We start from the raw sequence: 22,356 nt of genomic DNA on the forward strand, positions 1-22,356 counted from the left end.
GCGAGACGAAATGTCTCACAGGAGGTCACGCTCTCACGAAGGCGTCTGTGAGTCAATCTGTCTCACAGAGCCGCCGACCGCCGCTCTCGTTCACCTCGTCATTCGTCGGGATGGCCGAGCCGGAGATCGGCCGTGGCCGGGTCCGTGCCGTCGACGGTCATCGTGGCCGTGGCCGGCCGGTAGGCGCTGGCGGTCACGGTGTACTCCCCGTGGTCCAGGTCCGTGAAGGCGTACTCGCCATCGGGGCTGGTCGTGGTGACGGCGACCGTGTCGCCCGCGCTGTTGACCAGAGCGACCCGGGCATCGCCCAGCGGCGTGTTCCCCGCCCCGGCGCGCACGGTGCCCTTGAGCCGGCCACCGGCCCGGAGCTCCACGTCGCACTGGGTCGTGTCCTGGTCACCCACCTCGACCCGTACCGCGCTCGGCCGGTAGCCGTTCGCGTCGGCGACCAGGGTGACGGTGCCGGAGACCAGGTCATTGACGGAGAACCTGCCGCTCTGGTCCGTCTCGGCAGAGGCGACGATGTCACCGCGGAGGTCGGTCACGACGACCGTCGCCCCGGCGATCGCGCCTCCGGTCGTGGCACTGCGGACGACGCCGGCCAGGCCGGACGTGCCGGACAGCGCCAGCTCGTAGAAGAGCGGTTCGTCGCCGACCGTGACCGTGGCCGCCTGCGGCTGGTGCCCGTCGGCCGCCACGATGAGCACGTACGAGCCGGCGGCCGGGACAGCCAGCGCGTACGATCCGTCGTCTCCGGTCGTGGCCCGGCCGAGTTGGCGCCCGCCGAGTTCGACCAGGGTGATCGTGGCGCCGGGCAGTGGGGCGCCCCCCGCCCCGCGGATCCGGCCTCCGACCGCCGTGCCGCCGAGTACGGAGGCGTCGCCGGCGGACGGCGATTCGGCGCTCAGTGCGGGCTTCGGCTGAGCGGCCCGGACCGGCCTCGTTCCCGCGTGCGCGCCCGCCGAGACGCGAGCCCGTGCCGACGCCTCCACTACGCTTTCCGACCGGTCGGCCGGCGATGCGGAGAGCCGCCGGCCGCCCCTCTTGCCGTTGATCAGTACGGCCACGAACAGGGCGGCCAGCAGGATGATGCCCGCCCCCCACCAGATGGCGACCGTGAAGCCGTGCACCTGGCCGACCGCCACGAGCAGGCCCGACGGCCGGCCGTGCGCGTGCGAGGCGATGTAGGTGGTCGTGGCCGTCGCGGCGATCGTGTTGAGCAGGGCCGTGCCGATCGAGCCGCCGACCTGCTGGGCGGTGTTGACCATCGCCGACGCCACGCCCGCGTCCTGCGGGGCGACGCCGCTGGTCGCCAGGTTCATGGCGGGCATCATGGTCGAGCCCAGCCCCAGGCTGATGAGGAGTTCGGCGGGCAGGACCACGCCGACGTACGAGCTGTCCACCTTGAGCTGGGTGAGCAGGACCATCCCGGCCGCGGCGACGAGCAGTCCGGGCACCATCAGGGCCCGCGCCGGCACACGGTGCATCAGCCGCGCCGCGATCTGCGTCGAGCCGGTGATCATGCCCGCCGTGAACGGCAGGAAGGCCAGGCCGCTGCGGACCGGCGAGTAGCCCTTGACGATCTGCAGGTAGTACGTCAGGAAGAGGAAGAGCCCGAACATGGCGATCACGGCCAGGCCGACCGCGAGGTAGGCGCCGCCGCGGTTCCGGTCCAGGACCACGCGCAGGGGCAGCAACGGCGCCCGAGTCAGGGCCTCGACGACGACGAACGCGACCAGCAGTACGCCCGCGGCGACGAACAGGCCGATCACGCCGCCCTCGCTCCACCCCTGCGACTCGGCGCGGGTGAAGCCGTACACGAGCGACACCAGACCCGCGGTCACCAGGATGACGCCGGGAATGTCCAGGCGGGCGCGCTGCTGCCCGCCCGTGGACGCCGCGACGTGGACGAACGCCACCGCGCCGACGAACGCGACGGCCGCGATGGGCACGTTCACGTAGAGCGCCCAGCGCCAGTTCAGGTACTCGGTCAGCACACCGCCGAGGATCAGGCCGACGGCGCTGCCACCACCCGCGATCGCGCCGTAGATGCCGAACGCCTTGGCCCGCTCGCGCGGCTCGGTGAACATGGTGGCGAGCAACGAGAGCGCCGCCGGCGCGAGCAGGGCACCGAACGCGCCCTGGAGGGCACGGGCGCCGAGCAGCATGCCGGTGTTGACGGCCGCGCCGCCGATGGCCGAGGCACCGGCGAAGCCGACCAGGCCGATCAGAAACGTACGCTTGCGGCCCACGAGATCGGCGATCCGGCCGCCGAACAGGAGCAGACCGCCGAAGACGAGGGTGTAGGCGGTGATCACCCACTGGCGGTCACCGTCGGAGATGTGCAATGCCCGCTGCGCGGACGGTAGGGCGATGTTCACGATGGTCGCGTCGAGCACGACCATCAACTGGGCGAGGGCGATGAAGAGCAGGGCCGTCCATCGCCGGGAGACGGCCGGCTGTGCGGCCATGGTGCCGTTCCGCTGAACGGTCGGTGCGGTTGTCGACATTACGGAAGGTATCTCCAGCGTTCAGGCGAGATATGGAGGTCAGCGGCGGCTTCGCCGCTTCGGTCAGCGTTGAGAGATGGAATCGGTTGACGCGGGGGACGAGCCGGGCAGTTCGCTGGGCGCGGGGGCGCGCAGACCGGCCAGGAACAGCTCGATGTACCGGCCGGCACGGACGTCGAAATCCGCCCGGTCGCAGCACGGCAGTGGCCGCGTGAGCTGGGCGAGCATGCCCCACACGTCGTCGAACGTCACGTCGGGACGGAGCTGCCCGCTCTCCCGGGCCCGCCGCATGATCTCTTCGAATGCGGCCGTACCGCGGGCGCGTACCGCGAAGAACGCCTCGTCCTTGACGAACTGTCCCCGCACCACCTGCAGCACCGCGCCGACGCCGTGGGAGGCGGCGGCCTCGACGCAGCGGCGAAGCGCCTGGAAGGGATCGTCCTCCTCGGCCAGCGCGCTCTCGGCATCATCGGCGACCTGCGCGATGACATGCGTGGCGACCTGGCGAATGAGATCTTCACGGTCGCCGAAATGGCGGTAGAGAGTGGCGTTGCCGACACCCGCGCGCCGGGCGACTTCGTCGAGCGACGCCTCGAGCCCGTCCTCGACGAAGACGGCACGAGCGGCGGTCAGAATCCGCTCATGGTTACGGGACGCGTCGGCTCTGCGGCACGGAGCCAGACACCCGCGCGCACCCTGCGACCGCGCCGCATCTGTGCTGCTCATGCCTGCCCCCTCAGCCCCGTGTCGCAGAACCGGGGAGCTTGTCCCCGTTTCTGCGGATACATCGCTTGAACAGCGAAGAGGCCGGTGTGAATCCCGAGAAGAATGTGATGCGCGTCTCATTCGAGACCTCGGTGACCAGGCCTAACGCTGCTCGCGCGTTCCCCCCCGCCGGATCATCGGCCGTTCACGTACGCACGGCCTGCGGAGCCTCCGCCCGAGCGCTCGCCGTCTCCGAGGGACCGGCTAGGAGGTTCTGGCGCCGAGGCTGCGCAGGATGAAGGTGGTGACCCGGTCGGTGGTCGTGGCGAGACGGTCGGGGTGGCGGCCGAGGAGATGGCGCTCGGCACCGAGGCAGCCGTGGACGAGGGTCGCGGTGGTGGCGGGATCACTCGGGGCGAACTCGCCGGTGGCGATGCCGTCGCCGATCATGTCGACGAGGAGCTGCGCCAGCGGCTGGACGTGGGCGTGCATCTCCCGGTACCCGTCCGGGCCGAGGAGCGGGGCGAGCTCGGGTCCGGCCGGCTGCGGGTTGGCGGCGAAGTCGGCGAGCTGGCGGCGGACGTAGATGGTGACGCGCTCGGTGGCGGTACCCGCCGAACCCAGGGCGCCCTGAAGCTCGGCCAGGAACCGCCGGGTCTCGTGTTCCGCGTGGGCGACGAGCAGGGACCGGACGTCGGCGAAGTAGTTGTAGACGACGCTACGGGCCAGCTCCGCACGGGTGGCGACCTCGGCGATCGTGAGCGGCGGTCGGGCCCGGCCGGACCGCATACCGGCCAGGCCACCGCGCCCGCGTACGAGGTCAGCGTTCTGAGCCGGCGGTACGCCCCCGGCGCCCGGCCCGCCCTGTGCGAGGTGGGCTTCACGGCGGCGCCCGCGGAGATGTTCGGGGTGCTCGGCCGGAACGGAGCCGGGAAGTCGACGCTGGTCCGCCATCTGGTCGGGCTGCTGCGTCCGCAAGCACGGCACGGTACGCCTGCTGGGCGCCGATGTCGGCACCGATCTGGCAGGCGCCGCGACGCGAGTGGCGTACCTGCCGCAGACCGAGACGTGCTGACCGACATGAGCGTACGAGTGGCGGTGGAGACGACCGCGCGGCTGCGCGGCGTTCCCGATCTGGACCTTCGCCATCATCGCCGGCGCCATCTGGGCCGACCAGGCGTGGGGCCGCTACTGGGGCTGGGACCCCAAGGAAAGCTGGGCCGTCATCACCTGGATCGTCTACGCCGCCCACCTGCACGCCCGCTCCGCCCTCGGCTGGCGGGGCCGCAAAGCCGCGGCCATCGCCGTCCTCGGCTACGGCTGCCTGCTCTTCAACCTCATCGGCGTCAACATCTTCTTCTCCGGCCTGCAATCGTACGCAGGCGTGTGACCACGTGAGGTGGACCACGGGAACTCGCTCGTCCGGAGACGAACGCGTCACGACGGGCTCGTCCAGGGTCCCGGGGCCCATCCGCCGGTCGATCGCCTTTCCTACCGTTCGCTACTGAGCACGTTCTCCATCCGTGCAGGCGAAAGGGGAGGCCATGCATATCGACGGAGGTCGACCGGCCGCAACGGTGAGCACGCCCCGGATGGCGTTCAGGCCGCCCGCCCTCGTACGAGGTTGAGAGGCCGACGATGCCCGTGACCAGGTCGGCTCCGAGACCCGATGACGTCAACACGCCTGCTGAGTTCCTCCGGCTCCTGCGCCGGCTCCTGGAGTGGTCCGGGCTCACGCTCGACGATCTGGAGGAACGCGCCAGAGTTCGCGGGACCTTGTCTCCCGGCGAAGCTCTCATCGACCCTTCCGTCCTCAACGTGCTGCCCTCGGCGAAAACGCTCGGGACCTTCCTTGAGGCGTGCGGGTATGTGCCGGAGGTTCGGTCGGAGTGGCTGCGGGCTCGCGACCGGATCGCGTCAGGGGCATCGGCCGTGCCCGGCGGATCGGCCGTGTCCGGCGGGTCGCCGGGCCACCGGTCCGCCGCCGATTCCGCGACGCCGCCCGAACCGGCGCCGGCCGTCGCGTCGCGTCCCGCCGGGTACAAGCCCCGGCACCGTAAGCCACGACGGCCGGCGCCGGTGGTCGCCGCTCTCCTGGTGACGAGCGTGATCACCGTGGTCGTCGCCTCGCCGCTGTGGTCCTCGCACGGCCGTCCGGCGTCGCGCGAACACGCTGCCAAGGCGCCGACGACCGCTCCCCCGCACCGCGGAACCCCGCGCACCGAGACGCCGGCGCCCGGCCCCACCGTCCAGGAGTCCGAACCCGCGGTGTCGTCTTTCGAGGCGCCGCCGGCCGACGGGGCGCCTTCATCCGATCCGGCCGCCCGGTGGGACTTCGACGAGGCGACCGGTCAGACCGTGGCCGACTCCTCCGGGCATCGTTTCGCGGTCACGCTCCATGGCCGTACGACTCTGACGAAGGCGCCCGGGGGCAGCGCCCTGACGGTGGACGGGGCCGGCCACGCCACGACCGCCGGGCCCGTCATCCGCACCGATCGGGCGTTCACGGTGACCGCCTGGGTGCGCCTGGACTCGGCCGCGAAGTGGGGAACGGTCATCAGCCAGCACGACGGACGGTACGACGCCTTCTTGCTGGACTTCGACGAGGACGCCGGACGCTGGGCGTTCATGACCCCCGACGGCACCACCGGGCGGCCGGTGACCGCCGTACGGTCGATCGCCCCTCCCCGAGTCGGCTCCTGGACCCATCTGGCCGCGGTCTCCGACGGTGGCGGGCAACTCCGTCTCTACGTCGACGGACGGCTCGAGGGCACGGCCGGTGGCCCGCGAGTCCGCCGTGCGTCCGGTCCGATGGACGTCGGCCAGGCGTCGTACGAAGGACAGGCCACCGATGCCCTGCACGGAGCCGTCGACGAGGTCAGCGTCTTCGACCGTGCCCTGTCCGGCGAGGAGATCCAGAAGGCCGTACGGACGAGCCGCGACCAGGGCTGAGAGGCGGGCGGGCCGTCGAGCCCGTCATCCGGCGGAGGTCTCCGGTGCGGACGCGGGAGTGAGGGAGTATCCCTGGACGCCGGTGTGCGCGCAGTTCGTCTGGATCGCCTGCGGGTTCTCATCGGCCGCCGCGGCGTCGATCCCCACGCACGAGCCGGCGGCGGTCGCCGAGGCCAGGCGGTAGACGGCCGGTGATGACGCGCCGGCCACCGTCAGGAGGAAAAGCTGCCTCCGCTCGGCCTTGGCGCACGGCCGCAGGTGGATGCGCGCCTGGTCGGCCGGAGAGTCCACGGCCGCGCATTTGATTTTGTTGTCCAGATCCTCCGCCCTGATGGTGTAGGCGCCTTTCCCGGCTGATTCAAAATGCATCCGCTGTAATTGGTCCTCGGGATCGCACCGGTCATGTGCGACCGTCGGCACAAAACCGTTGTCGGGCAGGATGGAAAGGCATCGGCCGACGGGCCCGGAGGATGCGGCGTACACGGGATGCACCATGTACCAGCCGTCGGCGGGAAGCGGTGTCGCCGGGCTCCGCGAGCGTGAGGCGGCGGGCTCGGACGCGGCGGGCTTCGCGAGGTGGCCGGGGCGCATCGCGGACAGCACGGAAACGCCGACGATCACGGCGGTGACCACCACGGGCGCGGCGACGAGCACGGAGACGAAGCGCGAACGCCGTGGCCTGCGGTGACGGGAAGGGCCCGCGCCGGGGGCGGAGGGGCTCACGTCATCGGGTTGCGGCGATAAGGGGTACCGGTCATTATCATTCCTAGCAGCCCGCCTGATTTCCTGACTTGGTGGCCATCGTAACGGGGGTCAGGGGATATGGTCAGTGTCCGTCGCCGGAGCGCCTTACAACGCCCTTTCCCGCGACTCCCGTTCGACCGAGGACGCCGCGATGTCTCCTGCGGCTGACCGGAGCACGGGGCTTGCGACCTCCTTTCCCACGGTCGGCACCACCTTCGTCCTTCTCGTTCAGATACGGATCCTGATGATCGGGGTCACGGTCCTGTTCGACGCGAACGTCCGTGGGGACTTCCGGGCGCTGGCCGTCCTCGCCTTCATGGGAGTCGCCTCCGGGGCCGCGGCCGTCGCATGGAAGCGCGTCGTGCCGTGGTTGCTGGACCATCCGACGTTGCTCGGGTTCGACGTGCTCATCGGGTACACGGTCCTCGCGGTGGGCAAGATCCTCGGCCCGTACTTCCTGCTCACGGTCGTCACCGCGGCCATCGCCGGGCTGCTGTACCGGTGGCAGGCCGTGGCGCTGCTGTGCGTCCAGCAGATCGTCCTGTACTACGTCGTCGTCAGCGAGAACGGGCTGCCCGAGGGGATGCGGGTCAGCGGATTCCTGCTGCTGGTCGGGCTGCCGGCCTTCTATCCCATCGGCGCCCTCGTCGGCGCCATGCTGCGCCGTCTGTTCGACGAGCACGCCGCCGTGGAGGAGGCCCGGTGGCGGGTCGAGACCATGGCCGCCGCCGCGGCGGAGCGATCCCGGCTCGCCCGCGAGATGCACGACTCGCTGGCGAGCAAGCTGTCCGCGATCTCCCTGTCGGCGATGGCCCTTCCCGCCTGGGCGCGGAAGGCACCGGAACGAGTCGACGAGGAGGCGCGCCGGATCGCGTCCGTCGCCTCGCTCGCCTCACGCGAGGCCCGTACGCTCATCGCCGAGCTGCGGGACGACACCGTCCTGCAGCCGCTGGGCACGGCGATCCGACGCGCGGTCGACGACTGGGCGCGGGCGAGCGGCGTGCCGGCGCGCGCCGTCATCACCGCCGAACCCGACCTGCCGCTGCCGGTACGGCACGAGGCCGTGGCCATGGTCAAGGAGGCCTTGGAGAACGTCGGCAGGCACGCGGTCGCCACGTCCGTGGACGTCCGCGTGTCCCGTTACGGCGAACGGCTGGAGATCGGCGTCCACGACGACGGCCGGGGCTTCCCCACACCTCCCGGGGACGACGGCTGGCTGGACGCGCTCACCCGCGCCGGGCACTACGGCATCGTGGGCATGCACGAGCGAGCCGAGCGGGCCGGCGGGCGGCTCACGGTGACGTCCTCCCCCGGCATGGGGTCGACCGTCACGATGAGCCTGCCGTTGACGGACGGTGGCGCCGGCCCCGGAGCAGGCCGATGACGAACGCCCGCCGCCTCCGGGTCGTGGTCGTGGACGACAGCCCCCTCGTACGGTCCGCCCTCGTCTCGCTGCTCGAGGCCGGGGACGACATCGACGTCGTCGGCGAGGCCGGGAACGGCCGGCACGCGATCGAGGTGGTGCGTCAGGTACGGCCCGACGTGGTCCTGCTCGATGTTCGCATGCCGCTGGTCGACGGGGTCGCGGCCGCGAAGACGCTGAGCGAGACCAGCAGGGTGGTCATGCTGACCCACGCCGACGACCCCGGCGTGGTGATGTCGGCGATCCGCAACGGCGCGGCCGGGTACCTCGTCCACGGCATGTTCACCGACGAGGAGCTACGCGCCGCCGTCCGCGAGACGGTCCGCAGCAGGGCGAACCCGCTCTCTCCGGCAGCGGCCACGGCTCTGGTCGAGTCGGCCCGGACCACGTCCGCGAGCGGCGTGACCGCCCATCGGGCCCGGTACGACCTGTCCGCCCGCGAGACCGAGGTGATGGACCTCATCAGCAAGGGCTACGCCAACCACGAGATCGCCGGGCGGCTCTTCCTCACCGAGAAGACGGTGAAGAACCACATCAACCACATCTTCGCCAAGTTGGGGGTGGAGCACCGCACCGCCGCGGTCGCGCGGTGGCTCGGCACGGAGCCCGAGGGCGGTTAGTACGCGGCCCCCGTAGTTGTTTGATCATGAGATCCCCTCGAAACCATGGACCGAGGAGCGTGTGCGATGTCGTACCGATCAGCCGTTTACCTGGGCGGCACGCTGACCGTGGGCGCCCTTTTGGCCGGCTGTTCCGGAAGGTCGGATGGGGAGCACAGGTTCGCACCGTCCCCCGAACCGGTCAGCACCACGTCAGAGGCATCGGCGCCGAGTCCGACCCCGTCGACGCCCACACCGGCACCGTCCGCGTCCGACCCGTCCGGACAGGCGGGGATCAAAGGAGCGCGGCTGACGCTCCAGGCGTTCCTGCGCGGAAGCGCCGCAGCCGACGCGGCGGCCTGCCGTTACGTCGCGGAGAACAGCGTGTTCGCGCGGAAGGCGATGCACGGCGACTGCCGCGCAGAGATGCGGAAAATGCCGCATCTGCTCAAGCCCGACGAGCGACGCGCACTACGAAGCGTCACCGTGTCGGGCGGCGGCCTCAATGAGCACGGCGACGCGACGATTCCCTTTTCGGGCCTCAGCTGGACCAAGGGGAATATGACGGTTTATACGCTGCAGCCGAAATTCCGGCTTCACCGCTCCGGCGGAATGTGGAAGGTCGTTTCGTAGCGGAGCCATACGCTCGTACGCAGCGCCATACTCCGCGGCGGTCGGGAAAGCACGCGTCTTCAACAAACGATCGCCGTCCGCTTAAGGTACCGATCCCCGTCGCGGCCGGCTTACTGCTCCTCGTGGAGACGTACTTCCAGCGTCAGGTGACGGGCGGCTGGGGCCCCGGGATCCCGGCCGGCAGCCCGGCCGAGGTCCGGAGCGCCTTCCAGGTCGGCGAGGAGTACGCGGCGGTGCTGACCGGCGAGCAGCCACTGCGCGCGCTCATCGGCCTCCAGCCCCACGGCCACATCTCCACCTCCATCCCCGTCGTGAACGAACTGCGCAAGGGCACCGTCACGGAGCTCGAACAGCACCTGAGCCGACGACGGACCGACAGCCGAGCCCGCTGTCCTTCCGGGTGACCGCCGGCACGGGCCGTGCCGCCCTGCCGTACGATCCGTGCGGGTCGAAGACGACGCCCGATGGCATCCTGGTCGTCGGATTCATCCGCACGACCGGAGAGGTACGCCACGATGGAGGACCGCGACGCCGTCGTGCTCGACGACCCGGTGGGCGAGTCACTCCGCGGTCACCACACGCACCTCGCCCGCCGGCTCGGCCGGGCCGCCACCTATCCACCGGGAGTCTCGACCTTCTCCGCGGTGTCCATCGACCCCGGTCCGGCGGACTGGGCCGACCTCGCCCGGCTGCTCGGCCGGGGCGAACTCGCCGACATGTTCAGCTGCCCGGCGACCCCGCCGCCGGGCTGGGAGCCGATGTTCGTCCTCGAAGGCCTCCAGATGGTCTGGCACGGCGGCGTTCACCCTTGCGCCGAGAACGACACCGGCGTGGTCGAGCTCCGCGCGGACAGCGTCCCAGAGATGCTCGACCTCGTAGCGCGGACCCGGCCGGGACCGTTCTGGCCGCGCACCCGCGAACTCGGCACCTACGTCGGCGTCCGCGACAACGGCACGTTGGTCGCGATGGCGGGCGAGCGCCTCCGGCCTCCGGGATGGACCGAGATCAGCACCGTCTGTACCGCCCCCGACGCACGCGGGCGCGGCCACGCCGCCCGCCTGATACGCGCGCTCGTGGCACGCATCGCCTCTCGCGGCGAACGCCCCTTCCTGCACGTGGCCGAGGCGAACACCGCTGCGATCGCGCTCTACGAACGGCTCGGCTTCCAGACCCGCAAGCGCGTGACCTTCCGCGGGTTCCGCACCCCGTGACGGCCACGAGCGGCGGGACACTATGCCGCATACTGGTCTTAATGTGGCCAAAAGCGGCGGGAATCGAGGTGACCGGGTGGTGAACACGCCACTCCCGGCACCGGAGGCCGCAGGGCCGTTTCATCACCCGGCGCTGTTCTACCGAGGCCAGGACCAGTACCTGGCCGCGACGGTGCCGTTCGTCCACGCGGGGCTGGCCGCCGGCGAACCGGTCGCCGCGGCGGTTCCCGAGCCGAACCTGACGCTGCTGCGCAAGGAACTCACCGGTGACGCGGCGTGGGTGACGCTGCTGGACATGGGGCAGGCGGGCCGTAACCCCGGCCGGATCATCCCCGCTGTGCTGCGAGCGTTCGCCGACGCCCACCCCGGCAAGCGGGTGCGGATCATCGGCGAGCCGATCTGGCCCGGCCGCAGCGACGCCGAATACCCCGCCTGCCTGCAACACGAAGCGCTGATCAACCACGCGTTCGCCGGACGACACGCCACGATCTTGTGCCCGTACGACGCCGACCGGCTCGGCGCTCAGGTGCTGGCCGACGCCGCCGCCACCCACCCCGTTCTGGCCGACGCCGAGGGCGAACGCCCCAGCGGCCACTACGCCGCCGACCACGTCGTCCAGGCCTGCAACCGGCCGCTGCCCCCACCGGCCGGACCTGACGGCCCACCGCGGATCGCCGAACTCCCGTTCGACCACTCCGGGCTGGAGGCGGTCCGTGCCCTGGTCGTCCGGCACGCCCGCCACGCCGGCCTCGTCGCCGACCGGGCACTGGACGCCGAGCTGGCGATCAGCGAACTGGCCGCCAACAGCCTGGTGCACGGAGGCGGCGCCGGAACGCTGCGGATCTGGGTCGAGCCCTTTCATCTGGTGTGCGAAGTGCGCGACCGCGGCCACATCCACGACCCGCTGGCCGGTCGCCGTCCCGTGGAGCTCACCCGTCCCGGCGGGCGAGGTCTGCTGCTGGTCAACCATCTCGCCGACCTCGTACGAATCCACACGCGGCCCGGCGGGACCACCGTCCGGACCTACTTCCTGCGCTGACCGCACCACACCGCGGCGAGGTCAAGACCGCGTGCCCTGGAACGCCCGGACCTGGTCGCCGAGCGCGATCAGGGTCTGTTCGCCCGCGCAGCAGGCCAGCCAGGGAAAGACCTCGACCTCTTCGTGCCGGACCTCGTTGCGCACGGCGCAGATCAGCTTGGTGATCAGGACGTCGAACCGGCAGCTGCCCGCCTCGATCTGCGCCAGTTCGGCCAGGAGCCGGTTGATCTGCTCATGAGCGTTGGTCTCCAGCCTGCCGTCGGCGCCTCTGTCCAGCACGATGGCGCGGACCACCGGGTACAGGAACAGATCTTCGGCGTCGGCATGCCGGATCAGCTCGCCGGTCATCTCCTCGGCGAGCCTGCGGCGCTCACCCGCGTCGCGGACCGCGCACAGCTTCTGCAGCAGGCCCGCGATCCGTCGGTGATCACGGTTGAGCACTCCGATCACCGAACGTTCACCCGAGTCCACGAAAGCCCCCCGGATGGTCCACTAAGGAACCCCTACCCGTCCCGAACGCCTCTTACGAGACTCTTGACCGGGGACCTGGATACCGCGACGCGTGAAGTGACGACCTGCCCGGCTGGCTGATACGGCGCCCCGGGCTCTTCCAGGACGATGTGCAGTGCCGCTCGTGCGCCGGTGAACCGCACGCGGCATGAAAACGACGATCGCCTCCCCCGGAGAAGGCCCGAGCTCCCTGCCATGAATCAGCATGCACGACGCGGCACCGCGCCACCGTGGCGAAGGACGGTACGTCGACGCCCGGAACGGTTCTGGTCAGGGAATGCCGGGTGAGAATCCCCCTACCGGGCAGGAGGCAGAGGCTCGCGCCCCGCCGGAGTCTGACCCGTCACATGATCATCACAGGCGGAGTGATGGCGCTGCTGGTGGCCGGCGCCTTCGTACCGCTCTTCCTGGCGATCGTTCGCCTGCACGACGCGACCCGTACGCTCCTGATCTTCGCGGCGGTGCCCGTCGTCGGAGCCCTCTTGGTGATCTTCTTTTTCGTCGCCCACCTGACGAGAGTGATCGTCCGCCCGCTCCGGAACGCCGTCGACGTGGCCGACCGGCTCGCCACGGGGAATCTCACCGTGCGGATGCCGGAGACCTCGCCCGGCGAGCTCGGCCGGCTCGAGCGCCGGTTCAACACCATCGTCGGGTCCCTGGAGACGAGCCGGGAGATGCTTCGCGAGGTGGCCGACGAGCAGAGCGCGCTCCGGCGCGTCGCGACGCTCGTGGCCCGAGGGGTGTCGCCGGCCGAGGTGTTCGACGCGGTCGCCGAAGAGGTCGGGCACGTCCTGCACGGGGACCACACGCAGATCATCCGTTTCGAGTCCGACAACACGGCGCGCACGCTGGGTTACTGGAACAACCCCGAGGCTCCCAAGGTCATGCCGCCGCTGGGCGGGCACTGGCCGATCGAGGACGACAGTGTCACGTCCGCGGTGCGCACCACCGAACGGCCGGCGCGGATGGATGACTACGAACACGCCACCAGCGCGATCGGCGTCTGGGCCCATGCCGCCGGAGTCCAGTCCGCGGTGGGCTGCCCGGTCAAGGTGGAGGGCCGTGTCTGGGGAGCGCTGGTGATCAACTCGCTGGAGGCCGAGCCGCTGCCGAGGGTCACCGAGGCGCGCATGCAGCAGTTCATCGAGCTGGTCGGCACCGCGATCGCGAACGCCCAGAGCCGTTACGACCTCCTCGCCTCGCGTGCCCGCGTCGTCGCGGCGGCCGACGAGAGCCGCCGACGCATCGAACGGGACCTGCACGACGGAGCCCAGCAGCAACTCGTCACCCTCGCGCTCAGGCTGCGGACGATCCAGTCGACCGCCGGACCGGGACAGGCCCGCCTCAAAGGGGACCTGGCCAAGGTCATCGATGACCTGTCCGGCATCCTGGACCACCTGCAGGACGTCTCACGCGGAATCGTGCCTCCGATCCTCACCCGCAGCGGGCTCGGCCCCGCGCTCCGCTCCCTCGCCCGCCGCTCATCCGTACCGGTGACACTCCACGCGTGTCACCAGGGACGCCTGCCCGAGCCCGTCGAGGTCGGCGTCTACTACACGGTCTGTGAGGCGCTGACGAACGTCGTCAAGCACGCGACGGCCTCCGAGGCGCGGGTCGACCTCGCGGTGGACGACCAGACCGTACGGCTGTCGGTCCGAGACGACGGACGAGGCGGAGCCGACCTCAGGAAGGGCTCCGGCCTCATCGGCCTGAAGGACCGCATCGAGGCACTCAGCGGGAACCTCCGGATCGTCAGCCCTCCCGGGGCCGGCACCTCCCTGTTCGTGGACATTCCGGTAAACCCACCGCAGAGCGGACCCGCTGGGCCGTCCTGACGATCGGACCCCGTCACCGTGCCGGCTGGTCTTTTCTCTGCCATCGCCGGCGCTCCGCTCGGGGTGGACGCGCCGTTCCGGCGACGGCGATCGTGACCGGGTGGCCGAATCGTCCGCGTGCCGCCAGTTCGATGGTGAGCACGATGGCGACGGCCTCGACCGCCAGCAGCGCGATGAGGACGAACAGCTGGACGGCGCCGGCGGCGACCGGTGACGCGCCGCCCAGCAGCATGCCCACGAACGCGCCGGGCAGGGTGACCAGGCCGACGGTCCGGGTCTGGTCCAGGGCCGGGATGAGCGCGGTGGCCGCGTGCGGCCGGCAGATCTCCAGTGCGGCGTCACGGTCGGTCAGGCCGATGGACAGGGCGGCCTCGACCTCCCCGCGCCGGTGTGCCAGTTCGTCGACGGCGCGGCGGCCCGCCAGCGTCGTGGCGGTGAGCGCCCCGCCGATGAGGATGCCGGCGATCGGGATCATCGTGAGGCCGCGCGGCGGCACCAGGCCGGTCGCGACCAGCATGAGGATGACGGGCGCGGTGGCGACGCCGATCGGTACCGCCGCCCACCACGCCGCCCGGCCGGTCGTGATACGCCGTCCGGCGACCCGGGCGGCCACCCCGTACATGAGCACGACGAAGGCCACGGTCAGCGGGATCGACCGGGTGATCGCGGCGATGACCACGGACACGAGCGCGAGCTGCACCGCCGCGCGCACGCCGGAACGCAGCACGGCCGGGCCGTACCCCAGCCGGCCGACGGCCGCCACGGCCGTCCCGACGAGGGCCAGCACCGCCATCACGACACCGAGGGCCGGGCCGACCGGCAGCAACGTGGACGACCCCGCGACCTCCATGGCCGACCAGAGCCCATCGTGCACAGTCATGCCCCGATCCTGGTACCGGCCGAATCGTCCGGGCAATCGGGGAGGCGAGTGTCATGCCGCCGGGTCCCGTCGGCTGAGCACGAGAACGGCGAGGCCGGTGGCCAGGACGATCGTGGCGATCTGCGCCGCGGTTCCGGCGCCGAGGTGGGCGGCGCCGGCCGGGTCGAACAGGTGCGTCCAGTTCTGCCAGTAGTGCACGGGGAGGACCACGGTCACGGCGTGGAGCGCGGACTGGCCGTTGAGGATGCCGGCCACGACGACGAAGGCGATGGCGGCGCCGAGGGCTTCGGTGCCGCGGGGCAGCAGCACTCCGAGGGCGAAGGCGATCGCCGCGATGCTCAGCATGCACAGGAAGGTGTACCCGCCGGCGGCCAGGACGCGGCCGAGGGCGGCGCCGGTGGTCAGCGTGGGGGCGCCGATGACGTGGAAACGATGCCAGCCGAACAGTGCCAGGCCGCTGAGCAGCCCGGCCACGAGCACGCACGCGGTGGCGGCGAGGGTGGTGACGGCGACGGCGGCGAGCTTGCCGGCCAGCAGCCGCGACCGGGTGACCGGGGCGACGTAGAGATAGCGCAGGGTCCCCCAGTCCCGGTCGGCGGACGCGATCGCCGTGGCCGGCAGCGCGACCGCGATGGGGAGCAGCAGGGGCGCGATGAACGCCAGGCTCGCCATGGTGTGGTTGAGCGCGGAGTAGGTGGACGCGCCGAACAGGCCGCCCTGGGTGCCGTTGCGGTGTCCGGCGTGGGAGGCGGTCGCGAACCCGGCCGCCACCGGCACGGCGGCCAGGCAGGCGAGCGCGATGAGGCTGCGGACGCGGAGCAGCTGGGTGGTCAGTTCAACGCGCAGCATGGTCGTCGTCTCCTCGGGTCATGGTGAGGAACACCTCTTCCAGGGACCGGCTCGCCTGGTGCACGGCGGTGACGCCGACGCCGGCCGTGACCAGCGAGTGGACGAGCTCGCGTGCGGGAACGCCGGGGGCGGTGACGGTGACCTCCCCGCCTCGGACGGTGATCGTCGCGGCGCCCGCCGTACGGCGCAGCACGGTGGCCGCTCGCTCGCCGTCGTCCACCTGGACGCGGTAGGTGCTGGTGTCGTCGAGCAGACCGGCGAGCGGCCCGGCGGTGACCAGGCGGCCGTGGTTCATCACGACGATGTGGGTCGCGAGCTGCTGTACCTCGGCCAGCTGGTGGCTGGACACGAGCACCGCCGCGCCGTGCCGGGCGAGCGCCGCGAGGTGCTCGCGCAGGGCCCGCACCTCGGCGGGGTCCAGCCCGTTGGCCGGCTCGTCGAGGATCAGCACGTCGGGTGCGCGCATGAGGGCCTGGGCCAGCATCAGCCGTTGTTTCATGCCCATCGAGTAGCCCTTGACCTTCCGGTCGATCGCCGGGCCGAGCCCGGCGAGGTCGAGCGCGTCGGCCAGCGCGGGCGGTGGCCAGGCGCGTCGTGTCGCCGACCACAGGAGCCTGAGGTTGCCGAGGCCGGACAGGTGGGGGACGAACGCGGGACCGTCGATGAGGACGCCGACGCGGCGGAGGACGCCGGCGCCGAGGGCGACCGGCGAGCCGAGGATCTCCGCGCTTCCGGTGTCCGGGGCGGACAGGCCGACCAGCATCCGCATCGTGGAGGTCTTGCCCGCCCCGTTGGGGCCGAGCAGGCCGCAGATCTGGCCGGACTCGACGGCGAAGCCGAGCTCGCTGACGGCCTGCGTGCGTCCGTACCGTTTGGACAGCTCACGGGCGCGGACCATCGGGTCGGTGGAGGGTTCCATCGGGTGCCTTTCACAGGTGCGTGCCGGGGTCGTCAGTGCTGGGTGAGCGGATGCGCCGGCCCGTCACCCGGGCCCGCCGGCGGGTCCGGGTGACGGGCCGGCGCGAGCCGCGTCCCGGCGACGACCAGGGACGTGAGCAGCCCGGTCCCGAGCGTGAGGGCGACCAGATCCGGTACGGACGTCAGCGGACGCGCCCCTGGCCACAGCGCGTCACGGAACGCGGTCGCGAGGTGGATCGCGACGCATCCGGCGACCACCGCGGTCTCGACGACGCGGCGGGTACGGGTGCGGGGCGGGCGGGCGACGAATCCGGCGACCGCGTTGCTGATCACACAGAACGCGAGGTCGGAGGCCGTCTGGACCACCAGCATCCAGGCGATGAGCAGCGGATCGGTCCATCGTTCACCGATGGCCTGCGAGCCGGTGACCGCCGCTGCGGCCAGCACGCTCAGCGTGACGAACACGGTCATCGCGCGCCGCCGCACCCAGGCCGCGGCGTCCGGTCCGGCCCAGCGCCGCAGCACGGGGACCCGCGCGCAGAGCAGGACGACGTCGCCGAGCCAGTCGTGCCGCCATCGGCGGGACGAGCCGCGCGGCCGGCGGCCCCGCGCCAGCATCGCCGTCACGGTGACGGTGAGGAGGGAGGCCGCGACCAGCCCGCCGATCAGCACCGACGTCCACGTGTCCCAGGACGGGGCGTGTGCCCGGGCGACGACCGCGGCCCACTCGAAGACCAGGGTGATCCCGACCAGCGCGGTCATCACCCCGGCCGCGCGTGCCGTCTGCTGCTCGCGGTCCGGGCCGCCGGGCGCCCGCCAGGCCGCCAGCCGCAGGGCGATCACCAGCGCGAGCATCGGCACCGCGAGCTGCGTCAGCGACACGACCGCGTCGTACGGGTCGTCCTGCCATGGACTGGCCGCCCTGACCGTCTTGTCCTGGGTGGCCAGAACGGTCACCGCCTCGAAGAAGACCGCCGTGCCCAGGCATCCCAGGATGGCGACCAGCGGCGTTCGTCCGTTCCCGTCGGTGTGTTCCATGGCGGCCATAGTACGCGACGCGTAGTACGTGGCAAGTAATACGCGCCAAGTAGTATCGTGGCCCATGCCGGGGAGGGAAGCCATGCACAGCAACGACGCCCAGACGCTGGTGCTCACCGTCCTCGCGGACGGCCCGCTGCACGGGTATGCGATCAACACGGCGATCGAGCAGCTCACCGGCCGGCGGCTCGGTCCGGGCAGCCTCTACGGCGCGCTGACCCGGCTGGAGGCCAAGCAGCTCATCGAGCCGCTGGCCGAGGAAGGCCGGCAGCGCCCGCTCCGCCTGACCGACAAGGGCCGCACCGCCCTGGAGCGGGAGCTGCGGACGATGGCGCACGTCGCCTCGGTCGGCCTGCGCAGCCTCGGGGTCGGGCCCGCATGAGGTTCACACCGGTGCTGCTCAGCCTGTATCCCCGCCCCGTCCGCGCGCGCTGGGGCCTCGACCTGGAGGCCGAGCTTCGGACGGCCGGGTGGCGGGCCCTGCCGGGCACCCTGGCCGGCATCGCCGACCTCTGGCTGCATCCGGCGATCTGGCCGGACGCGTCGCCGCGCCGGCGCCGGCTGCGGATGACGACGATGGCCGTGGCGGTCGCGCTCGCCTGCGGGTTCGTTTCGATGATCACCGTGGAGCTGGGCGGACGGTCCGCACACGCGGCCGGCCACGCTCCGCTCATGTCGGCGGGGATGTCGCTGATTCTCGCGGGCCTGCTGGTGCTCGCCCCGCTCCCCGGCCTCCGCGGCCTCGCGGCGACGTGCCGGATCGGCGTGACTCGTCTCGCCCTCCCGGCGACGCTCGGGGCGGGCGTCGTCATCGCCGTCCACGTGGGCGCCGGCGGCGCGCCGCCCGTCGTACGCGCCGCCGTGGTCGCCTGCTGGTGGGCGGCGCTGGCGCTGGGCGCCGTCCAGACCTGCCGGGCCATCGCCGCCGCCGGCTCACTCGTCGACCCGCCGCGCCCCCGCCGCCTCCGCGCGGGCACGGCCATCCTGATCGCGGGATCGGCGGCGAACGCCGCCGACCTTCTCCGCTTCTCCCAGCGTGCCGGACACGACCTGCCGGGGACCGCGACCGGCCTCGGCCTGCTCGTCCTGCTGGCCGCCTTCGTTCTCCTACTCCGCGACACCCACCACCTCACCGTCCACGAGTGACCCCCAACGGGAGGGGTCAGGTGACCGGGGTGTGCATGCGGCCGATTCCGCTGATGGTCATGTCGAGCCGGTCGCCGCGGTGGATCGGGCCGACGCCGGGGGGAGCCCCGGTGAAGATGAGATCGCCCGGCAGCAGGGTCATCATGTGCGAGGCGTACGAGACGATGGCGGGCACCGAGGTGATGAGGTCCTTCGTCGTGACGTGCTGGCGCCGGTCGGTTCCGTTGAGGACCAGATCGATGGTCAGGTTCGCCGGGTCGGGCAGCTCGTCGGCGGTGGTGATCCACGGACCGACCGGGCTGAACGTGTCGTGGCTCTTGCGCCGGGAACGGTCGGCGGCGCTGCGCACGGTGACGTCGAGTCCCGCCGTGTAGCCGAGGATGTGCTCCAGCGCCCGCTCCTCGGGGATGTCGCGTCCGCCGCGGCCGACCACGATCACGAGTTCGGCCTCATGGTGGATCTCGTGCCCGGCGGCGATCTCCCCCTCGGGCAGCACGATCGGCTCACCGGGGCCGGTCAGCGACGACGGGGCCTTGAGGAAGACGTCGAAGTTCATCATCCACGACTCGACCTGGCCCAGCGTCCGCTCCTGGACGGTGTGCATCTCCTCGACATGCGCGGCGTAGTTGCTCGCGCAGGCGACGATCTTGGACGGGCTCAGCGCCGGCGCGCGCAGCCGTACGGCGTCCAACGGTCGCGACGGCAGGCCGGTGACCGCCTTCTCCACATCGGCCCGTACGGCGGCGAAGTCACGGCACAGGGCGCGCCACCATCCGGCGGTGAGCGGGTCGGGGTCGTGCGGCCAGGGCAGCGCGGTCGTCACGTCCGTGATCGCCGCATCGGTGACCACTCCGAGGCGGTTGTCGTCGAACAGGGCCAGTTTCATGCGTCTTCTCCGGTACGGAAAACGGACGTGACCTGCTGCGGCGCCGGCAGCCTCTGCTCTCGGTAGATGCCGAGGGCGCGCAGAACAGGGCTGTCGCTGATGGTGAACATGTCGGCGGTCTCGGCCGCGTGATGTTCGGCGGCCGCCCAGGACGGGACCACGAACATGTCGCCGGGGCCCCAGTCGAAGCGGCGGCCGTCGATCACGCTGTGGCCGTGCCCTCGGTGGACGACCCGGACCTGGTTGCCCGCGCGGCGCAGCGGCGCCGTGGACCGTCCGGCGATGACGCGGTGCATCCCGCACGCCAGGGTCGGCAGCACGCTGGCGCCCGATCGCGGATTCACGTACTCGAGCTCCACCTCGGAGTCGTCGGGCCGTGCCTCGGCCCGGCGGTCCAGTTCGGCGGCGGTGTCGGCCCAGCGGTAGACGAGCAGCGGCGAGGGCTCGGGGTCCAGCTCGCCGGTGACCGGCGCGTCCGCGAACCGCGGGCCGGTCACCGCCTCCGAGCGGTTGTGCGGGCCCTCCACCGGCTGGTTCAGGTCGGGGTGCGGCTCGAAGAACACGCCGTCCAGAGCCTCGATCATCGGCAGGTCCAGGCCGTCGAACCAGAACATCGTCCCGTCGGAGGGGTTGGAGTGGTCGTGCCAGGCCCAGCCCGGGGTGAGGACCAGGTCGCCGGGGTGCATGTCGCAGGCGTCGCCGTTGACCGTGGTGAACACCCCGTCGCCCTCGATGACGAAGCGGATCGCGCCCGGTGTGTGCCGGTGCGCCGGCGCGGTCTCGTGCGGGCCGAGGCACTGCACCGCTCCCCACAGCGTGCCCGCCGCGTACGGACGTCCGCCGAGTCCCGGGTTGCGCAGGCTCAGCACCCGGCGTTCGCCGCCGCGCTCGATCGGGATCAGCCCGATCGCGCGCTCGGCGAGCGGGCGATAGGTACGGGCCGGCCACAGCCACGGCACGGCTTTCGGGCGCGGTACCGGGGTGAGCAGCTCCTCGGTGATCGTCCACAGCGGCGTCAGGCCGGCGGCGTCGACGTCGCGGTAGAAGGTGTCCAGCTCCCGGTCGGTGCCGGTCGCCGTCGCATCGGTCGTCATGAATCTCCTCCGATCAGGCCGACTGCTCGGCCGGGACGGGCACGGCGCTCTTCTGACCGCCCAGCGCGAACATGGACAGCGCGGCGACGGCGGCCGCGATGGCGACGGCGTAGAAGAGCACCGCGTTGTTCCCGTCGAACCATCCGAGCAGCCAGCCGCCGACGTACGGGCCGAGGATGCCGCCGACGCGGCCGACGCCGAACATCGCGCCGACTCCGGTGCCGCGCATGTTGGTCGGGTACGAGCGAGCGCACAGGTTGTTGAGGACGAACTGCCCGCCGATGATGCCGAAGCCCGCGACCAGCACGAGGATCATGTTCGTCACCGTCGTGTCGACGAGCGCGACGAGGATGACCGCGGCCACGCTCACGACCTGCAGGCCGATCATGCCGCGGCGCAGGTCGGCGCGCCCGCCGTCGTCCAGCAGCGCGACGCACAGACCGCCGGCGATGCCGCCGATCTGCAGCAGTGCGCCGAACGAGAACGACTCCCCGAAGCCGCTGCCACGCGCCTCCATGAGCGTCGGCATCCACCCGGCCAGGCCGTAGATGTCGAACAGCACCATGAAGGCGCAGATCCACAGGATGATCGTCGTCCGCTGGTACCGCCAGGAGAGCAGGGACCGCACGATCTCCCCCGTGCGGGCCCGCTCGTGCCGGGGTTCGGCCAGCGCCGCCCCCTCGTAGACGCGGTCACGCCGTATCCGGCGCAGCGCGGCGATCGCCTCCGTCTGCCGGTCGCGCATGGCGAGGTACTCCACCGACTCGGGCAGCAGCCACCACAGGGCGATCGCCAGCGGGACGGACGCCCCGCCCACCCAGTAAAGAATCTGCCAGCCGTGCGCGGGCGTCAGCCAGATGCCCACTCCGGAGGCGAACACGCCGCCGAAGGCGTACCCGGACTGCGCGATCGACACCATCCGGCTGCGTGCGGCGTCGGGCGCGAACTCGTTGATGTAGGCGGTGCCCAGCGGCATGAGCACGCCGAGGCCGAGCCCGGTGAACCCGCGGAGCGCGATGAACGAGACGAACGAGTTCGCCAGGACCGCGGTGAGCAGGCTGCCCGCACCCGCCAGGAACAACGCGCCGACGAGGACCGGCCGCCGCCCGTACCGGTCGGCGATCGGGCCGTGCGCGAGCGCGCCGACCGCGAAGCCGATCAACCCGGCGGACACCAGGAATCCGGTCTGGGAATGGCTGAGGCCCCACGGCTTAACCACGTAGTGGATCACGTAGGAGGCGTTCAGCGTGTCGTAGCCGTCGAAGATGGTGATGAGCAGGACCACACCGGTGAGCATCCAGTGGAACCGGGACATCGACGCGCCTCTGAGCTCCGCGTGCGCGTCGACCCGGTGGGGGGCGGGTACGGCCATGAGGACTCCTTG

23 protein-coding genes and 2 pseudogenes are annotated in these 22,356 nt (G+C 71.6%); 13 read left to right on the plus strand and 12 right to left on the minus strand.

Translation table 11 applies throughout. The annotated features are described in order from the left end of the window. Positions 1-98: 98 nt before the first annotated feature. From ABEA10_RS20965 to ABEA10_RS20975, 3 genes are all read right to left on the minus strand, one after another. Positions 99-2,471 (minus strand): MFS transporter, encoded by a 2,373-nt coding sequence (locus tag ABEA10_RS20965; RefSeq protein ID WP_345466288.1) that lies wholly within the window; start codon positions 2,469-2,471, stop codon positions 99-101. A 102-nt stretch (positions 2,472-2,573) separates the two neighbouring features. Then, on the minus strand, positions 2,574-3,236 hold the full coding sequence (locus ABEA10_RS20970; RefSeq protein WP_345466290.1) for a TetR/AcrR family transcriptional regulator: 663 nt from the start codon (positions 3,234-3,236) through the stop codon (positions 2,574-2,576). 243 nt (positions 3,237-3,479) lie between these two features. Next, positions 3,480-4,004: a TetR/AcrR family transcriptional regulator gene (locus ABEA10_RS20975; RefSeq protein ID WP_425550934.1), complete on the minus strand. Its 525-nt coding sequence runs from the start codon at positions 4,002-4,004 to the stop codon at positions 3,480-3,482. Between the two features lie 111 nt (positions 4,005-4,115). Here ABEA10_RS20975 and ABEA10_RS51215 point away from each other — a divergent pair. The 3 genes and pseudogenes from ABEA10_RS51215 to ABEA10_RS20985 all read left to right on the plus strand — a co-directional run. Further along, positions 4,116-4,169, plus strand: a pseudogene (locus ABEA10_RS51215) (hypothetical protein); the annotation flags it as partial. 169 nt (positions 4,170-4,338) lie between these two features. Next, positions 4,339-4,605: pseudogene (gene ccsA, locus ABEA10_RS20980) on the plus strand (cytochrome c biogenesis protein CcsA); the annotation flags it as partial. Between the two features lie 248 nt (positions 4,606-4,853). After that, positions 4,854-6,167: a LamG domain-containing protein gene (locus tag ABEA10_RS20985; RefSeq protein ID WP_345466294.1), complete on the plus strand. Its 1,314-nt coding sequence runs from the start codon at positions 4,854-4,856 to the stop codon at positions 6,165-6,167. Positions 6,168-6,191: 24 nt separating this feature from the next. Here the strand turns inward: ABEA10_RS20985 and ABEA10_RS20990 are convergent, their stop codons facing one another. After that, entirely contained in the window at positions 6,192-6,536 is a 345-nt protein-coding gene (locus ABEA10_RS20990) for an RICIN domain-containing protein (protein WP_345466296.1), read from the minus strand. Positions 6,537-6,660: 124 nt separating this feature from the next. On the opposite strand from ABEA10_RS20990, the gene ABEA10_RS20995 reads away from it, so the two are divergent. The 7 genes from ABEA10_RS20995 (at position 6,661) to ABEA10_RS21025 (ending at position 11,816) form a co-directional block, all read left to right on the plus strand. Then, positions 6,661-6,855 carry a hypothetical protein gene (locus ABEA10_RS20995; protein ID WP_345466298.1) on the plus strand — a complete coding sequence of 65 codons (195 nt, stop codon included), beginning with the start codon at positions 6,661-6,663 and terminating at the stop codon, positions 6,853-6,855. A gap of 207 nt (positions 6,856-7,062) precedes the next feature. Beyond that, positions 7,063-8,295 (plus strand): sensor histidine kinase, encoded by a 1,233-nt coding sequence (locus ABEA10_RS21000; RefSeq protein WP_345466300.1) that lies wholly within the window; start codon positions 7,063-7,065, stop codon positions 8,293-8,295. After that, positions 8,292-8,954, plus strand: coding sequence for a response regulator (locus ABEA10_RS21005; RefSeq protein ID WP_345466302.1), 663 nt, complete (start codon positions 8,292-8,294; stop codon positions 8,952-8,954). The genes ABEA10_RS21000 and ABEA10_RS21005 overlap by 4 nt, the downstream gene beginning before the upstream one ends. Before the next feature lie 66 nt (positions 8,955-9,020). After that, positions 9,021-9,566: a hypothetical protein gene (locus ABEA10_RS21010; RefSeq protein ID WP_345466304.1), complete on the plus strand. Its 546-nt coding sequence runs from the start codon at positions 9,021-9,023 to the stop codon at positions 9,564-9,566. 122 nt (positions 9,567-9,688) lie between these two features. After that, on the plus strand, positions 9,689-9,970 hold the full coding sequence (locus tag ABEA10_RS21015; RefSeq protein ID WP_345466306.1) for a hypothetical protein: 282 nt from the start codon (positions 9,689-9,691) through the stop codon (positions 9,968-9,970). Positions 9,971-10,081: 111 nt separating this feature from the next. Continuing rightward, on the plus strand, positions 10,082-10,777 hold the full coding sequence (locus tag ABEA10_RS21020; protein WP_345466308.1) for a GNAT family N-acetyltransferase: 696 nt from the start codon (positions 10,082-10,084) through the stop codon (positions 10,775-10,777). 79 nt (positions 10,778-10,856) lie between these two features. Further along, on the plus strand, positions 10,857-11,816 hold the full coding sequence (locus ABEA10_RS21025) for an anti-sigma factor RsbA family regulatory protein (RefSeq protein ID WP_345466310.1): 960 nt from the start codon (positions 10,857-10,859) through the stop codon (positions 11,814-11,816). A gap of 21 nt (positions 11,817-11,837) precedes the next feature. On the opposite strand, the gene ABEA10_RS21030 is transcribed toward ABEA10_RS21025, so the two are convergent. Next, a complete protein-coding gene (locus ABEA10_RS21030; RefSeq protein ID WP_345466313.1) occupies positions 11,838-12,287 on the minus strand; it encodes a hemerythrin domain-containing protein in 450 nt (149 codons plus the stop codon). 386 nt (positions 12,288-12,673) lie between these two features. Here ABEA10_RS21030 and ABEA10_RS21035 point away from each other — a divergent pair, with 386 nt between their 5' ends. Beyond that, on the plus strand, positions 12,674-14,161 hold the full coding sequence (locus tag ABEA10_RS21035; RefSeq protein ID WP_345466315.1) for a sensor histidine kinase: 1,488 nt from the start codon (positions 12,674-12,676) through the stop codon (positions 14,159-14,161). A gap of 13 nt (positions 14,162-14,174) precedes the next feature. Here ABEA10_RS21035 and ABEA10_RS21040 read toward each other — a convergent pair whose 3' ends face one another. The 4 genes from ABEA10_RS21040 to ABEA10_RS21055 are packed head-to-tail and all read right to left on the minus strand — an operon-like array spanning position 14,175 to position 17,846. Continuing rightward, the gene (locus ABEA10_RS21040) at positions 14,175-15,041 is read right to left on the minus strand and encodes an ABC transporter permease (RefSeq protein ID WP_345466317.1); all 867 of its coding nucleotides are present in this window, start codon (positions 15,039-15,041) and stop codon (positions 14,175-14,177) included. Positions 15,042-15,092: 51 nt separating this feature from the next. After that, complete coding sequence (locus ABEA10_RS21045; protein WP_345466319.1) at positions 15,093-15,890, minus strand: ABC transporter permease; 798 nt, start codon at positions 15,888-15,890, stop codon at positions 15,093-15,095. Continuing rightward, positions 15,877-16,809, minus strand: coding sequence for an ABC transporter ATP-binding protein (locus tag ABEA10_RS21050; RefSeq protein WP_345466321.1), 933 nt, complete (start codon positions 16,807-16,809; stop codon positions 15,877-15,879). The genes ABEA10_RS21045 and ABEA10_RS21050 overlap by 14 nt, the downstream gene beginning before the upstream one ends. 32 nt (positions 16,810-16,841) lie before the next feature. Then, positions 16,842-17,846 (minus strand): hypothetical protein, encoded by a 1,005-nt coding sequence (locus ABEA10_RS21055; protein ID WP_345466323.1) that lies wholly within the window; start codon positions 17,844-17,846, stop codon positions 16,842-16,844. Between the two features lie 82 nt (positions 17,847-17,928). Between ABEA10_RS21055 and ABEA10_RS21060 the strand changes: the two genes are divergently transcribed. Together ABEA10_RS21060 and ABEA10_RS21065 are read left to right on the plus strand one after the other, a co-directional pair. Further along, entirely contained in the window at positions 17,929-18,228 is a 300-nt protein-coding gene (locus tag ABEA10_RS21060; RefSeq protein WP_345466325.1) for a PadR family transcriptional regulator, read from the plus strand. Then, positions 18,225-18,992, plus strand: coding sequence for a hypothetical protein (locus tag ABEA10_RS21065; RefSeq protein WP_345466327.1), 768 nt, complete (start codon positions 18,225-18,227; stop codon positions 18,990-18,992). The genes ABEA10_RS21060 and ABEA10_RS21065 overlap by 4 nt, the downstream gene beginning before the upstream one ends. A gap of 16 nt (positions 18,993-19,008) precedes the next feature. Here ABEA10_RS21065 and ABEA10_RS21070 read toward each other — a convergent pair whose 3' ends face one another. The 3 genes from ABEA10_RS21070 to ABEA10_RS21080 are packed head-to-tail and all read right to left on the minus strand — an operon-like array spanning position 19,009 to position 22,344. Further along, positions 19,009-19,878 (minus strand): fumarylacetoacetate hydrolase family protein, encoded by an 870-nt coding sequence (locus tag ABEA10_RS21070; protein WP_345466329.1) that lies wholly within the window; start codon positions 19,876-19,878, stop codon positions 19,009-19,011. After that, positions 19,875-20,972 (minus strand): cupin domain-containing protein, encoded by a 1,098-nt coding sequence (locus ABEA10_RS21075; RefSeq protein ID WP_345466332.1) that lies wholly within the window; start codon positions 20,970-20,972, stop codon positions 19,875-19,877. The genes ABEA10_RS21070 and ABEA10_RS21075 overlap by 4 nt, the downstream gene beginning before the upstream one ends. 13 nt (positions 20,973-20,985) lie before the next feature. Then, positions 20,986-22,344 (minus strand): MFS transporter, encoded by a 1,359-nt coding sequence (locus ABEA10_RS21080; protein ID WP_345466334.1) that lies wholly within the window; start codon positions 22,342-22,344, stop codon positions 20,986-20,988. Positions 22,345-22,356 lie beyond the last annotated feature (12 nt).

The sequence above is a fragment of the Actinoallomurus oryzae genome (genome assembly GCF_039541955.1).
GTDB lineage: Bacteria > Actinomycetota > Actinomycetes > Streptosporangiales > Streptosporangiaceae > Actinoallomurus > Actinoallomurus oryzae.

Coding starts and splice junctions, on each gene's coding strand:
- ABEA10_RS20985 (WP_345466294.1), top strand. CDS start 4,854: ATGCCCGTGACCAGGTCGGCTCCGAGACCCGATGACGTCAACACGCCT.
- ABEA10_RS21035 (WP_345466315.1), top strand. CDS start 12,674: ATGATCATCACAGGCGGAGTGATGGCGCTGCTGGTGGCCGGCGCCTTC.
- ABEA10_RS21060 (WP_345466325.1), top strand. CDS start 17,929: ATGCACAGCAACGACGCCCAGACGCTGGTGCTCACCGTCCTCGCGGAC.
- ABEA10_RS20965 (WP_345466288.1), bottom strand. CDS start 2,471: ATGGCCGCACAGCCGGCCGTCTCCCGGCGATGGACGGCCCTGCTCTTC.
- ABEA10_RS21055 (WP_345466323.1), bottom strand. CDS start 17,846: ATGGAACACACCGACGGGAACGGACGAACGCCGCTGGTCGCCATCCTG.
- ABEA10_RS21040 (WP_345466317.1), bottom strand. CDS start 15,041: ATGACTGTGCACGATGGGCTCTGGTCGGCCATGGAGGTCGCGGGGTCG.
- ABEA10_RS21000 (WP_345466300.1), top strand. CDS start 7,063: ATGTCTCCTGCGGCTGACCGGAGCACGGGGCTTGCGACCTCCTTTCCC.
- ABEA10_RS21075 (WP_345466332.1), bottom strand. CDS start 20,972: ATGACGACCGATGCGACGGCGACCGGCACCGACCGGGAGCTGGACACC.
- ABEA10_RS21045 (WP_345466319.1), bottom strand. CDS start 15,890: ATGCTGCGCGTTGAACTGACCACCCAGCTGCTCCGCGTCCGCAGCCTC.
- ABEA10_RS20970 (WP_345466290.1), bottom strand. CDS start 3,236: ATGAGCAGCACAGATGCGGCGCGGTCGCAGGGTGCGCGCGGGTGTCTG.
- ABEA10_RS21010 (WP_345466304.1), top strand. CDS start 9,021: ATGTCGTACCGATCAGCCGTTTACCTGGGCGGCACGCTGACCGTGGGC.
- ABEA10_RS21070 (WP_345466329.1), bottom strand. CDS start 19,878: ATGAAACTGGCCCTGTTCGACGACAACCGCCTCGGAGTGGTCACCGAT.
- ABEA10_RS21005 (WP_345466302.1), top strand. CDS start 8,292: ATGACGAACGCCCGCCGCCTCCGGGTCGTGGTCGTGGACGACAGCCCC.
- ABEA10_RS21065 (WP_345466327.1), top strand. CDS start 18,225: ATGAGGTTCACACCGGTGCTGCTCAGCCTGTATCCCCGCCCCGTCCGC.
- ABEA10_RS20975 (WP_425550934.1), bottom strand. CDS start 4,004: ATGCGGTCCGGCCGGGCCCGACCGCCGCTCACGATCGCCGAGGTCGCC.
- ABEA10_RS21080 (WP_345466334.1), bottom strand. CDS start 22,344: ATGGCCGTACCCGCCCCCCACCGGGTCGACGCGCACGCGGAGCTCAGA.
- ABEA10_RS20995 (WP_345466298.1), top strand. CDS start 6,661: ATGTACCAGCCGTCGGCGGGAAGCGGTGTCGCCGGGCTCCGCGAGCGT.
- ABEA10_RS20990 (WP_345466296.1), bottom strand. CDS start 6,536: ATGCATTTTGAATCAGCCGGGAAAGGCGCCTACACCATCAGGGCGGAG.
- ABEA10_RS21050 (WP_345466321.1), bottom strand. CDS start 16,809: ATGGAACCCTCCACCGACCCGATGGTCCGCGCCCGTGAGCTGTCCAAA.
- ABEA10_RS21020 (WP_345466308.1), top strand. CDS start 10,082: ATGGAGGACCGCGACGCCGTCGTGCTCGACGACCCGGTGGGCGAGTCA.